The organism is Microcystis sp. LSC13-02 (assembly GCA_002282935.1).
GTDB lineage: Bacteria > Cyanobacteriota > Cyanobacteriia > Cyanobacteriales > Microcystaceae > Microcystis.
The window spans coordinates 1-13,713 of sequence record MTBT01000130.1 but is presented as its reverse complement, the minus strand read 5'-3'; the positions used below and the strand labels follow the sequence as shown (position 1 = coordinate 13,713).

Annotated in this window: 10 protein-coding genes, 1 tRNA gene and 2 pseudogenes; 10 read left to right on the top strand and 3 right to left on the bottom strand. The window is 41.0% G+C overall.

Going from position 1 to position 13,713, the window contains the following annotated elements; genetic code table 11:
• Positions 1–254 precede the first annotated feature (254 nt).
• A pseudogene (locus tag BGL89_RS08020) lies at positions 255–479 on the top strand (NAD-dependent epimerase/dehydratase family protein); the annotation flags it as partial.
• Positions 480–648: 169 nt separating this feature from the next.
• Here BGL89_RS08020 and BGL89_RS08015 read toward each other — a convergent pair.
• Positions 649–861: a DUF2839 domain-containing protein gene (locus tag BGL89_RS08015; RefSeq protein WP_286825267.1), complete on the bottom strand. Its 213-nt coding sequence runs from the start codon at positions 859–861 to the stop codon at positions 649–651.
• Between the two features lie 153 nt (positions 862–1,014).
• On the opposite strand from BGL89_RS08015, the gene BGL89_RS08010 reads away from it, so the two are divergent.
• The 6 genes from BGL89_RS08010 to BGL89_RS07985 all read left to right on the top strand — a co-directional run bounded on the left by BGL89_RS08010 (position 1,015) and on the right by BGL89_RS07985 (position 7,252).
• Positions 1,015–2,250 carry an LL-diaminopimelate aminotransferase gene (locus BGL89_RS08010; RefSeq protein ID WP_286825266.1) on the top strand — a complete coding sequence of 412 codons (1,236 nt, stop codon included), beginning with the start codon at positions 1,015–1,017 and terminating at the stop codon, positions 2,248–2,250.
• Between the two features lie 85 nt (positions 2,251–2,335).
• The gene (locus BGL89_RS08005) at positions 2,336–3,172 is read left to right on the top strand and encodes a metallophosphoesterase (protein ID WP_286825265.1); all 837 of its coding nucleotides are present in this window, start codon (positions 2,336–2,338) and stop codon (positions 3,170–3,172) included.
• A 386-nt stretch (positions 3,173–3,558) separates the two neighbouring features.
• Positions 3,559–4,338, top strand: a complete 780-nt coding sequence (locus tag BGL89_RS08000; protein ID WP_286825264.1) for a pantothenate kinase — start codon at positions 3,559–3,561, stop codon at positions 4,336–4,338.
• 70 nt (positions 4,339–4,408) lie between these two features.
• A complete protein-coding gene (locus BGL89_RS07995) occupies positions 4,409–5,476 on the top strand; it encodes an NAD-dependent epimerase/dehydratase family protein (RefSeq protein ID WP_286825263.1) in 1,068 nt (355 codons plus the stop codon).
• 315 nt (positions 5,477–5,791) lie between these two features.
• Complete coding sequence (locus BGL89_RS07990) at positions 5,792–7,063, top strand: glycosyltransferase (protein WP_286825262.1); 1,272 nt, start codon at positions 5,792–5,794, stop codon at positions 7,061–7,063.
• Positions 7,064–7,090: 27 nt separating this feature from the next.
• Positions 7,091–7,252, top strand: coding sequence for a hypothetical protein (locus BGL89_RS07985; RefSeq protein WP_286825261.1), 162 nt, complete (start codon positions 7,091–7,093; stop codon positions 7,250–7,252).
• Here BGL89_RS07985 and BGL89_RS07980 read toward each other — a convergent pair.
• On the bottom strand, positions 7,226–8,890 hold the full coding sequence (locus tag BGL89_RS07980) for a hypothetical protein (RefSeq protein WP_286825260.1): 1,665 nt from the start codon (positions 8,888–8,890) through the stop codon (positions 7,226–7,228). The genes BGL89_RS07985 and BGL89_RS07980 overlap by 27 nt on opposite strands.
• A 910-nt stretch (positions 8,891–9,800) precedes the next feature.
• Between BGL89_RS07980 and BGL89_RS07970 the strand changes: the two are divergent.
• The 3 genes and pseudogenes from BGL89_RS07970 to BGL89_RS07960 all read left to right on the top strand — a co-directional run.
• Positions 9,801–10,123, top strand: a pseudogene (locus tag BGL89_RS07970) (glycosyltransferase); the annotation flags it as partial.
• Between the two features lie 27 nt (positions 10,124–10,150).
• Positions 10,151–11,215, top strand: coding sequence for an NAD-dependent epimerase/dehydratase family protein (locus BGL89_RS07965; protein WP_286825259.1), 1,065 nt, complete (start codon positions 10,151–10,153; stop codon positions 11,213–11,215).
• 10 nt (positions 11,216–11,225) lie between these two features.
• Entirely contained in the window at positions 11,226–13,451 is a 2,226-nt protein-coding gene (locus BGL89_RS07960; protein ID WP_286825258.1) for a hypothetical protein, read from the top strand.
• Between the two features lie 41 nt (positions 13,452–13,492).
• Here the strand turns inward: BGL89_RS07960 and BGL89_RS07955 are convergent.
• Positions 13,493–13,565 (bottom strand) — tRNA-Ala (locus tag BGL89_RS07955).
• Between the last annotated feature and the right edge of the window lie 148 nt (positions 13,566–13,713).

Sequence of the window (13,713 nt, the reverse complement as noted above, 5' to 3'; positions counted from 1 at the left end):
ACGCTTGGGGAGAGATTCCCTCTGGTTTGGTTGGATACGTCCTGTCAGATTAAGGAAACTCAGTGAACCAAGAATCCCTCGCTTTTAGCGATGGGAGTGTCAACTAAACCTCGCCAATTCAGACGGCTCTCTTGTCCTTCGTGTGATAAGTTTGATTAATCGATCGCTAGTTACTCTCTGTGTCCTTTGTGCCTTTGTGGTTCATCCCTCTCTTCACAACTAACAAGCCACAAACTGCACCGATCGAGGGATAATATAACCCCAAAAAATTTGACTTCGGCAAAAAGAAACCTTTCCCCCTGCGGGTTCAACATTTTTACGCTGATATTAATAAGGCTACCCGGGAGTTAAACTGGCAGCCCGAATATGATCTCGTCAGTGGTTTAGCAGACTCCTTCCAGAACGATTATCTCCCTTCCGGTCGAGATCGGCAAGAAATAGACTGGGCGATCGATGACCAGATCTTGGCACAGCAATAAAATTAATTTTCTGGTGGAAGTGGGGAGGTGGGGAAGTGGGGAAGTGGGGAAGTGGGGAAGTGGGGAAGTGGGGAAGTGGGGGAATTTCAACTAACACCCTATCACCCTAAAACCCTAAAACCCCAACACCCTAAAACCCTAACCCCCAAACTGATGCAGCCTTAACCAGTCATTGGACATTCCACCAACCGAAGGCCGGCCCGACAAAGCGAATAACTACCCAAGCGCCGGCTAAAACTCCTATACCAATCCAGGCCCCCCTAGTGGTTAACTTGTAAGCTTGGGCCGCTTGACTTTTGGTAATCGGTAGCCAAGGCAGGATATTTTCTTCCTGTCCATATTTATCACCCAAGGCCGATTGACGACGTTTTGATTCACCCATACTAATGTCAATTATTAAGAGGTTTTTATCTGATTGTATATCGAAAGACAACAGGCCACACCCAATCCTAGTCCGTGAAGGAGGGCGATCGAAACTGACGGCTGATGACCGACTATTATAAAATTAAAGGTTGCGACTGAAACGAGAAGAATTATGGCAACCATTAACAGTAATTACTTAAAACTAAAAGCGGGTTATCTTTTTCCGGAAATTGCCCGACGAGTCCAAGCTTTTGCGGCAGCCCATCCCGATGCTAATATTATCCGTCTGGGGATTGGGGATGTCACCGAACCTTTGCCCCGAGCTTGTCGGGAGGCAATAATTAAAGCGGTGGAGGAAATGGGCGATCGCTCTAGCTTTAAAGGTTACGGGCCCGAACAGGGTTATGCTTGGTTAAGGGAGAAAATCGCCGTCAATGATTTTCAGGCTCGCGGTTGTGATATAAGTGCCGATGAAATCTTTATTTCCGACGGTTCTAAGTGCGATACGGGCAATATTCTCGATATTTTTGGGGATAATAACTCGATCGCCGTAACTGACCCAGTATATCCCGTTTACGTTGATACTAATGTTATGGCTGGACACACGGGAGAGGCCAACGACCGCGGTGAATACGAGGGACTGATTTATCTGCCAATTACCGCCGAAAATAACTTTACTGCCCAGATTCCAGCCGAAAAAGTCGATTTAATCTATCTCTGTTTTCCCAATAATCCCACCGGGGCCACGGCTACCAAAGAACACTTGACAGCTTGGGTCAATTATGCTAGGGCAAACGGATCGATTATCTTTTTTGATGCGGCCTACGAGGCCTTTATCACCGATGCCAGTTTACCCCATTCCATCTACGAAATCGAGGGGGCGCGGCAATGTGCGATCGAATTTCGCTCTTTTTCCAAAAATGCCGGTTTTACCGGGACTCGTTGCGCTTTAACCGTGGTTCCCCAAAGTCTCATGGCCAAAGCTGCCGACGGGACGGATGTGCAACTCTGGAAACTGTGGAATCGTCGGCAATCGACCAAATTTAACGGCGTTTCCTACATTGTCCAACGGGGGGCCGAGGCGGTTTATTGCCCGGAAGGAAAAGCACAAGTACAAGAACTTGTCAAGTTTTATTTACAAAATGCAACAATTATCCGAGAAAAATTAACCGCTGCTGGTTTAGAAGTCCATGGCGGTGTAAATGCGCCCTACGTCTGGGTAAAAACGCCCCAGGGTCTATCGAGTTGGGATTTCTTCGATAAGCTACTGCACACCTGTAATGTGGTGGGAACCCCTGGATCCGGCTTTGGGGCTGCCGGAGAGGGTTATTTCCGGCTATCGGCTTTTAATAGTCGTGCCAACGTCGAGGCCGCTATGGAGAGAATTATCGATAAATTCCAAGGCTAATGGCTAAGAGGGGGATGTTTGCGGAAGCATCCCCATCGGGAAATAATTGATAAACTGGTAACTACTCACCGACCATGGCTCACCGATGCGACCCTTTTGGTTAGAATCCTTACAGGTAGAAAGATTAACGATCGCAATTGCCAGCTTACCGGCAGCTCTGCAAGGGATCAAGTTGGTGCAGTGGTCAGATCTGCACTGCGATGAACAGCATTTGCCTGTAGCTGTCCTGCAAGAAGCGATCACCATTACTAATCAGGAAAAACCCGATCTCATCTTCCTGACGGGGGATTTTATTACCGATAGTCCCAGGCCAATTTTTGCCCTAGTCGAGAGCATAAAAGCTCTCAAAAGTCAAGGGGGTATTTATGCTTGTTTAGGAAATCATGACAGTTATCCTCCGCAGGCAAGGGAAACGGTCAGAGCAGCCTTAACTAGCGTGGGAATTCGGGTACTCTGGAATGAAATCGCCACACCCTACGGCGAAAATTTTCCCATTGTCGGATTGGCCGATTATTGGTCCGGGGAATTTTTACCGCAAATCCTCGAGCAAATTTCTCCCGATATACCCAGACTCGTCCTTTCCCACAATCCCGATACAGCAATGCTTTTAAGGGATTGGCGCGTGGATTTGCAGTTATCCGGTCATACCCACGGAGGTCAAGTGACTATCCCCGGTATCGGTTCCCTACCGATAATTTTAGAGAAACTTAGGCGATCGCTGCCCGACCCCTATGGTCAATGGGTTCCCTTTCAACGGCAGTTTAGCAGAGTAGTCCGATACTGGCAATGGTCCGAGGGATTTCACCGAGTTGGGGAAAATCAATTATATGTCAATCGAGGCTTAGGAACCTATTTTCCTGGTCGTCTTTTTTGTCCCCCCGAAGTGACGGTAATTACTTTGATCAACGGCAGTCAGTCTTGAATCAGTGATCAGATGTGAGTTTTTAGTGAACCGTATGACAGCCTTTCTCGTAAAGGTGAAGCACAAGCTCATTCTTGCTAATCAAGTATTTCAGATGCAAGAACGAACCTCATGTATTAAATAGCATTAACAGTGCTGTCTTTTCACTGATTACTGTTTACTGTTTACTGTTCACTGAAAATACTTCCCACTAACTAGGGTTTGCTGAATAAATCTAAAAACCTTGTTGGGTAAGACTTTTAGACTTTTTTTCCCTCGAAAATTAGGTAATTGACCACCTGAAAATGGGTAAAACCCCACACCCCACACCCCAACCCCCAACCCCCAACCCCCAACCCCCAACCCCCAACCCCCACCGAAAAACTTTTTCAGCAGACCCTAACTAAATGACTGAGCAAGATACTGACTGGATAGGTTTGATGATCGGCAATTCTCGGCTACATTGGGGGTATTTTCGCGGTCAAACCCTGTTAGCTTGTCTCGATACTCCCCACCTGAGGGAACCCTTAAGTAATGAATTTTTGCAACAAATTTTCCCTAAACTCTTGACAAATAAATGTGAATGTGCATTGATTGTCGCCTCCGTGGTTCCTAGCCAAAGAGAATTATGGGTAAATTATGGCAATTTACGGATAATTACTTTAAAAGATATTCCTTTACTGGATTTATATCCAACATTCGGCATCGATCGAGCTTTAGCTGTATTGGGTGCGGGAAAAAAATACGGATTTCCCTGTTTAGTAATCGATGCGGGAACAGCTTTAACTTTTACGGGAGTGGATAGGGATAAAAAGCTAGTGGGAGGGGCAATTTTACCCGGGTTCAAGGTGCAATTAGCCAGTTTAAGGGAACGGACGGCAGCCTTGCCAGAGGTGTCCTTATCGGAAAGATTACCTCAGATGTGGGCAAAAGAAACAGCAGAAGGGATAAGAAGTGGGATAATTTATACAATTTTGGCGGGAATAGAAAAATTCAGTCAGGAATGGTTAAATTTATATCCAGAGAGCGGGATAATTTTAACAGGGGGAGATGGCGACTTAATTAGGGATTACTGGCAAGAAAACGCCATTAAATCACCCCTAGTGGATAGGACGATAATTTTTGAGGGAATTGCCGCAGTTAAGGGAATCCCCTACTATTTAATTGACAAAAGGGAACATATCTAGTAGAGTCGGAGAAAGTTTTCTCAACTGGGGAAATTTCTCAACAACTAGGCAAAAAATTCAGGATATAGTTATGGCGATCGTTCTAGTAACCGGTTCTGCTGGTTTAATCGGTTCCGAATCAGTACGATTTTTTTGTGATCGGGGTTATACTGTCGTCGGTATCGATAATAATATGCGTCAGGTATTTTTTGGCGAAGACGCTTCAACGGAGTGGAATCGAGCCAAATTATCCCAAGATTACGGGGATAAATACATTCACCATGCTGTAGATATTCGCGATCATGAAGCTATTGCAGCTATATTTAAAACCTATAGTCATGATATATCCTTAATTATCCACACGGCGGCGCAACCTTCCCACGATTGGGCAGCTAAAGATCCCTATATGGATTTTAGTGTCAATGCTAACGGAACTTTAGTATTATTAGAAAATACTCGTCAACACTGTCCCCAAGCAGTATTTATTTTCTGTTCCACCAATAAAGTTTACGGGGATAGACCGAATGAATTGCCTTTAGTAGAAAAAGAATTACGTTGGGAAATCTCGGAAAATCATCCTTATTTTGCTCAAGGTATTGACGAGTTGATGAGTATTGATGCTTGTAAACATTCTTTGTTTGGTGCCTCGAAAGTGGCGGCGGATGTATTAGTACAGGAATACGGTCGTTATTTTGAGATGAAAACTGCCTCTTTTCGTGGTGGTTGTTTAACCGGTCCAAGTCATTCGGGAACCCAATTACACGGGTTTTTATCCTACTTAATGAAATGTACGATGATTGGCAAAGAATACAGTATTTATGGGTATAAGGGTAAGCAGGTACGCGATAATATTCATAGTTACGATCTCGTCAATGCTTTCTATCATTTTTATCAGACCCCGCGGGTAGCAGAAGTTTATAATATCGGTGGTAGTCGCTTTAGCAATTGTTCTATGTTAGAAGCTATTCAAGAATGTGAAGCGATTGCGGATAAAAAGTTAAACTGGCAGTATGTAGAGACTAATCGTATTGGTGATCATATCTGGTGGATTTCTGATGTGAGTAAGTTTAAAAATCATTATCCTGATTGGCAGTTAACCTACACAGTAACAGATATTCTCAAAGAGATTTTTAGTCAAAACGTTAGCCGTTGGAACTAGGGTAAATCAAGAACTATTCTGGTCAATTTTTATCTGCTAGTTTTCCCTCGTTACAAAAGTGATTTTTAGCCAAATATACTGCTAGTAATTGAGGGAATCTGTCAATTATCTAACCAGAGGAGATTAATGATGTTATTAATAGCAATAAGTAGGGAGGCACAATTATTTGTAGGATGGGTTAGCGCACTTCGTAACCCATGCGGGCGTTTGGTTTCATGCTTCACCCAAACCTACGTTCATCTTATTATATTTAATTCCACCCACCTACTTATTGACCTAGAAAAACTAAACCAGAGTATATTTTAAGATACTATTATGTTAACTAAAATCTACAACAATAAAATTTTCCGATTTCTCATTGCTGGGGGAATCGCATTTCTAATCAACTTGTTCTTAATTTATTGGTTTATTGATGAATTGGGATTTAATACCCCATTGCTCAAAAATGTCGCCAACGTTATCTCTATAGAAATATCTTTAATTGCTAGTTTCTTTATCTATAGAATCTGGGTGTGGACTGGAGGAGATTGGACAATTAGAGATGTGATTTTGATACAACTTCCTCTCTATCATCTCTCGGCAGGTTTAGCAGTTTTACTGCGAGTTTTATTGATATTTCCCTTCTTAAACTGGTTAGGAATTAGCCCCGGAGTTAACACAATGATTGGGGTTTTACTGGGAGCTAGTATTAATTATGTTGCCAGTGATAGCCTAATTTTTAAACCCAAGAATAAGACTAATGAGACAGAAATGTACTATCCCGAAGGATTAGCACCAGCTTTCGAGATGGACGGTTACTCTCACCCACGTCAATCAAGGGATAACTATGCAGTAAAAACCCTATCAATAGTTATTCCTGCTTACAACGAAGAAGATTGCATCGAAAGCACCACTCACTTAATATCTGAACGTTTAGAAGAGGATAAAATTGATTATGAAATCCTAGTTGTTAATGACAATAGCAAAGATAACACCGAAGCAGTTCTGCAAAAAATCAACCAAGAAAATCCTCGGATTCGCTACGTCAATAACTATTATCCCAACGGGTTTGGTTTTGCGGTGCGCTGTGGATTAGAAAATTTTAGCGGTGATGCAGTGGCAGTAGTAATGGCAGATAATTCCGACTCTCCCGATAACATGGTGGACTATTATTATAAACTGCAAGAGGGCTACGATTGCGTTTTTGGTTCTCGTTTTATCAAAGGAGGAAAAGTTATTGATTATCCCGGTCACAAGTTATTCATTAATCGTTTGGCTAATCTATTCATTCAAGTTTTATTTGGGCTAAAATTTAATGATACCACTAACGCCTTTAAAATCTATCGTAAGGAGGTTATCGAAGGAATCTCACCTCTACTATCTCACCATTTTAACTTAACAGTAGAGATGCCCTTAAAAGCAATCGTGCGAGGATATTCCTACACGACAATTCCCATCACTTGGCGCAATCGTACTACGGGGGTTTCCAAGTTAAAACTCAAGGAAATGGGCAGTCGTTATTTATTTATAGTTCTCTCTATCTGGTTAGAAAAACACCTTTCTAGAGGCGACTATAAGCGCAAACAGAAAAAGAATCAAGTCGGTTGATAATTATTATCTAGAGGGGTATTTTTGATGACTAGGCAAGTGTTAATTACTGATGGTGCGGGTTTTGTGGGCAGTTCTTTAGGTTTGGGATTAGCTCAACTCTATCCCGAATCGCTTGCTCAAAGATTTGATGAGATTTTGTCCTCCCACCTGTTAACTAACCTAATTAGAAGTGCGTTGTTCTCTTGAACAGGCTTTCAATCCAATTACTAATAATAGTATAAAGGACAATGTAGTAATCAGAAAACCCGGCCAGGGAGTTGCCATAAGGTCTCTGGCAAAGACAAGGTTTTTATCGTTTTTTAGACTCAAATTGTCATCCCAAATAAAGGGATGCCCTATTCCCAGAAAAACTAAGTGAAGTCCACGGGAAATCAAGAACTCGCCTGTAAGAATCAGCAAGAAAAGTTGGCGAAACTTAACACCTAGATCATAAAAGTATTCACTGGCAACTAACAAGAGAAGAAAGACTATAGGAGTCATGCTCTCACCAACTAGACCGCCAGTGTTAAAGCCCTGTTGCAGCAGGCAACCACCTAAAAACCCAAAGACGATTACCGACAAAAAGAGTGAATTTGGCAATATAGACTGCAACGAACTTTTCCGGAAATATCGTCTAACTCCTTCGAATAAGAGCAAGCAAGTTATGGTTATGTTCAAGGCACCGGGCAGAACATTATAATAAAACCTCAGCCATGGATTGCCAATCTGTCCTATGATTGGGTTATTTGTATTGAAACTAATCAAGGCCTTCCCTAGGGGAATAGGCACAAGTGTACTGGTTAGATTGCCAATGGCATTCATCACTCTTTCGATGGTACTCATGCTGCCTGTGGTGTTAGATAAAGCTCGCAAGAATTCTGGCAAGCCATATTCGCTTATGCCCCACAAGATCCAGGGTAGTAACGTCACAAATGCTATCGATAGGGGAACCAATAATTGCCGTAATACGTTAACAAAATTGTGGCGGTTTATCCAGATATTGTCGGCAACCATAGCGGCTACATAAAAAAGGGTTGATGGGTGACTGAGCATCGCTAATCCAGAACTTAAGCCCCAACCAACAGCAGATTGAGAGAACAAAGTCCTCCTGGAATTCTTTCTCAGGTCGAGATAAAAATAGATGGCGGTAATTACATATAAGGAAGCAAGTATCTTCGGCCAAGGATAAATGCTGGTGCTATTCATGTGACCATTGAAAGCCACTAGGATAACTGCTATTGTTACCTGGTAGGGGCGCAATAGCAACGGAATCATTGCTAATAAAAAAACTTCAGGCAATATTGAGCTTAATTGATAGATACTAAATTGATTTCCCAAAAGACCAAGATAGTAGCTCGAAAAAAGATTGAACAAAGGCGTGCGAGATGAGACGATGTAACGGTTAAAATAAATAGTATCAGTTGCCTGTTGTCCTAGGTAGACTTTGGCAAGATCGTAGTGCATCCACCAGTCGCCATACCAGTTAGCACCACTATAGATCAGGACGAACAACTGTATGCCAACTAGAGTTGTCCAAAACACAATCAACAGGTACAGCCAGGAATAATTCCCAGTCGGCTCAGTCTTCGTTGGCTTCCGCAGTAGTAAGGCTATAGCTATGGTAAATAGAGCCACGGTGGTCAGGATAAAGAAATTACGTCCTGAAAAGCCGAGTAGAAAGCCGATGAAGGCAATCGCTCCCTGTAAAGCCATACCACAGGCCCCTGCAAGTGCCAGACATTCCTTGACTGTTAAGTTAGTAACTGCACGCAAGATTATATAGCCAAGGGAAAAAGTGATAGCAAGTGCGGTTGCTGCGATAACTACAAGTTGAAAGAATATCATAATTAAATTATCTAGGGTTTACTCCAAATTGCTGATCAATTCTTCTGGTGAAGATAATCACCTCTGGATAAATGTTTTTCGAGCCAGGCATAAGGCACGATAAATATTTGTCTACTTCCCATCTCTTTGGGTTTTAGTTTGGGTACTTCCGTAGCCCAGTTATGCCAAGTAATGGGAATGACAGAAATCTTTCTCAAAATATCTGTCACTGTGTAAGTTAAATCCCACGCAAATCAAGAATAGGTGCGATATTCTCGCCTGCCAGGACTGTCACCATATCCTTAAATGTGTCTGGATACACTCGACAAAGTTTTTACTTGTTCGTCAGTCATCTTTCAATCTTAAACTGCCGAACCATTTTATCTTATTTTGTCTCGACTTATGCAAAAGCTCTAGGGATTGACTCATTCCCGACAATTTAAGGCTGCGTTGATTTTGTCAAGTATATCTTCATAAAATGTTACTTTTGTCTGTAATCCTTGCTATTTATGAGTTTGAGAATTTTGCTCATTTTGTGGTCTACTATGCGATCGTCCTCTAGTTAATGATCACCAAATACTAGGTCTTCCTAAATCGATCATGCGATTCCCTGTCCTGTTAGGGACTAATAGCTAATCCCGGTAGTGATTCGGTAGTAGTGGCCAGCCGTCTTGCTTATCTGGCCAAGATTGTGTAAGATATTTCCTATAATATCTGAACGTTTAGAAGAGGATAAAATTGACTATGAAATCCTAGTTGTTAATGACAATAGCGGCTCTTCGGTTTGTGTTATGCAATGGACGGGGGTTATAAGGGATGGAACCCTTATATAGAAAGGCTAGAGCGAACTAATCAATTAAGTCTCTTGCCAGATAAGGATTTAGTCGATTTATGCCCCCCTATCGAACCATAACAAGTAACGAAGAGCCACAATAGCCAAGATAACACCGAAGCAGTTCTGCAAAAAATTGACCAAGGAAATCCCCAGATTCACTACATCAATAGCTATTATCCCAATAGTTTTGGTTTGGCGGTGCGCTGTGGATTAGAAAATTTTAGCGGCGATGCGGTTGGGGTAGCAATGGCAGATAATTCTGACTCTCCCGATAACATGATCGTACTCCGGGGGGTTCCAAGTTAAAAATCAAGGAAATGGGTAGTCGTTATTTATTTATAGTTCTCTCTATTTGGTTAGAAAAACACCTTTCTAGAGGCGACTATAAGCGCAAAAAGAAAAAAAATCAAGTTGTTTGATAATTATTATCTAGTGGAGTATTTTTGATGGCTAGGCAAGTGTTAATTACTGGTGGTGCGGGTTTTGTGGGCAGTTCCTTAGGTTTAGGATTAGCCCAACGTTATCCTGATTGGAAAATTATCGCTTTAGATAACTTAAAACGTCGCGGTTCTGAATTAAATATTCCCCGTCTCAAACAAGCGGGAATTGAGTTTGTTCATGGAGATGTCAGAAATGCGGAAGACTTAGAAGCATCCGCTTTACCAGTGGATTTAATCCTAGAATGTTCGGCAGAACCTTCCGTTTTAGCTGGTTATACTTCCCCCGGCTACGTTTTGCAAACCAACTTAATTGGAACGATTAACTGTTTAGAATTAGCTAGACAAACCCAAGCAGATTTTATTTTTCTCTCCACCAGCAGAGTTTATCCCATTGCCTATCTTAATCAATTAAACTATACAGAAATAGATACTCGTTTTCAGTTATCTGAACAGCAAGATTTACCCGGAGTTTCTGCTTTTGGTATCAGTGAACAATTTCCCTTAGATTTACCCCGTTCTCTCTACGGTTCCACTAAGTTAGCATCGGAATTGATTATTAATGAATATGGGGATGCCTACGGATTAAGAACTTTAATTAATCGCTGTGGAGTTTTAACTGGTCCTTGGCAGATGGGAAAAGTTGATCAGGGAGTTTTTGCCCTTTGGGTGGCTAATCATTACTTTCAGAAGTCCTTAAAATATATCGGTTATGGGGGTACAGGGAAACAGGTTAGAGATTTTCTTCATGTAGCTGATTTACTCGATTTAATCGATATTCAGATTGCTAATTTAGCACAATTCAAAGGGCAGACTTTTAATGTGGGGGGTGGGCAAGATTTTTCCTTGTCCCTTTATGAAACTACAAAACTATGTCAAGAAATCACGGGCAATAGTATAATGATTGAGGCAGTTCCCGAAAATCGCACCGGAGATATGCCAATTTTTATCACTGATTCTCGCAAAATCAGTTCTATGACTGGATGGCAACCCCAGCGAGACGGTAGAAAATTAATCCAAGATATTTTTGATTGGATTTATGATCACGAAAAGGAATTAAAACGTATTTTTTAACTGAACAATTATGCAGAAAAAATCTATCAAATCACCTGTAGTCGTCAAGGGAATACTAATTATCATTACCGCCTACTTTTTTCTGGCAAATTTGCCTATTATTGATTGGTTAAAAATTGGTTTAGATGCTTCTTGGGCTTTTGCTATTAGTGATGCTGCTCATAAACAGTTAATTTTTGGTAAAGATATTATCTTCACCTACGGACCCCTAGGCTATCTGATTCATGGCACATCTTTAAATCACAACTTTTCCCAAATTATCTATTTTCGCTGGTTGATACACCTTTGTCTATTAGCGGTGGTTATTCTCAGATTATTATTTATTAAGGACTATAGCAATCAAATAGTTTTTGTGCTGTCAATTATTTTTGCTACCCTAGTAGGAAACCCCTACAACAGTATCGGCTTTACTGCTGATTATCAGATGATATTTATCCTCCTGATACTCATGTCTTTTGATAACTTTTTTCAAAAGTACATCAATTATTTGGCTATAGCTATTGGGATCATCACCGGGTTCTCCATACTCACCAAACTAACTTTAGGAATTTATCTAGCAGGCAGCCTGTTTATCTACATATTTGTTAATATTGTTCGGGGATATTTTCAAAAGTCAGCATCGATAGTTATAAAAAATGTTCTCGCTGGTATCAACTTAACTTTAACCATTCCTTCCATTGCCTTTATTTTTCTCTATCCAGCTTCCTCTAACCGAGCCTTTATTCACATTATAGTTAATCTTTGCATTGCTGGAGGAGTGGCTTTAACTCTCTGGTTTATCGTCAGAGCTGCCCGCCTATCGGCACCCCCCTTATTAAGGGAGGCAAGGGGTATCAAAGGCAGCATCTATCTTCTATTTAATCAGAACTACTTACCTAACTTCTTACCTCTGTTGGTATTTTATGGGCTTTATGGGTTACTTCTCCTCCAAACAATTAATCTAAATAATTTTCCCTCTCTCCTGGGATATTTGAGCAATTCTTGGCAAATTTCTTCTGGTTATTCCAGTGGGATGAGTATTGTAGGAAATTACCAGCATTTACTCATTGCCTTGCTCTGCTTTGCCTTAAGTTTGCTTTTAATGTCTCTGGCAATTATAGACCAAAAAATTAGTCTAGCTATTGCCTATATTTTTCCTATATTTTTATCATTTAAGCATGGATTTGTTAGGCAAGATGCTCACGTTGTTGTTTTTACACTTGTGGTTATTCTTTTAGCTTCTCTCTATACAACAATTATTAAAAAATCTCGGTTTAAGAAAATTGCTTATTGTGCTTGGGGAATAATTTTTTTGGGATGTATTATTATCACCTCTAGTCCTAATTCAACCATACTGGAAAATGCTCGCAAGTGGAGTAATTTCAGTCCCGATAGAGTGGTTAATAATATTGGGGTTGTCATTTCCTCTATCCTTAATCCCACAGAATTAAAAATGCGAGGTGAAAGAAGTACAACTCAAAATCTACAAGTCATTGCTACCGCTACCAAAATACCCGATTCTGTGCTGGAAAAAGTGCAAGGCAAAACTGTTGATATAATTCCCTGGGAATTTTCACTGATTCCGGGCAATCAGCTTAATTGGAAACCACGGCCGATTATTCAATCCTATTCTGCTTATACAGAAAAACTGGATGAAATTAATTATCAAAGCTTATCTCAGTCTCCCAGAGATTATCTGATTTATCACTTTCAAGCTATTGATGGCAGACATCCTTTTTTTGATGAACCTAAAGCTTTTTCCTATGTGGTTTGTAATTATCAACTTGACTCGGTAAATTCGCCTTTCCGCGTCCCCGCAATCAAAACCAACTTTTATCTTCTAGAAAAACAAAAAGTCAGTCGTTGCAGTCCAACTTCTCTAGGAGAGACCACTAATATTACTTGGGATCAAGTCTATGAATTACCTACTCGTAATAGTGGGATTACTCGTGTTCAAGTTAAATTTGAATATTCTTGGTTGGGTAAAATAATCAAAAAAATATTTAGAATCCCTCCCGTGATAATTAACGTTAATTATCTCGATGGAACTCAAGCCAATTTTCGCTTTCTTCAAGACAATTCAGCTAATGGAGTTATACTTAGTCACCTACCAAGAAATGATCAGGAATTAATGGCATTTTTTCAGGGAAAATTACCGCCACAAGTGAAGTCTTTTAGCTTTTCTGTCAGTAATCCTCTGCTATTCTCCCCAGAAATAAAAGTAACGCCTTTTTGGGAAGTTGACACTGGTTCATAATCTTTCTTGAACCTTGAAAAGCGGTTAATATCTCTGGAAAATGGAGAATAGGGAACTCGAATCCCTGACCTCTGCGGTGCGATCGCAGCGCTCTACCAACTGAGCTAATTCCCCATATAATAGACCATAATAGCATTTTTGAGCAGAAAATACTAGGAACTGGCAAGGGAGCCAGCAATTCTCATTTTAAAAAGTAACAAGTGATACAGACAGAAACAAAGCTTTAAGCAAGCTACAAAATGCGCTCCCGCGAGTGCGACTG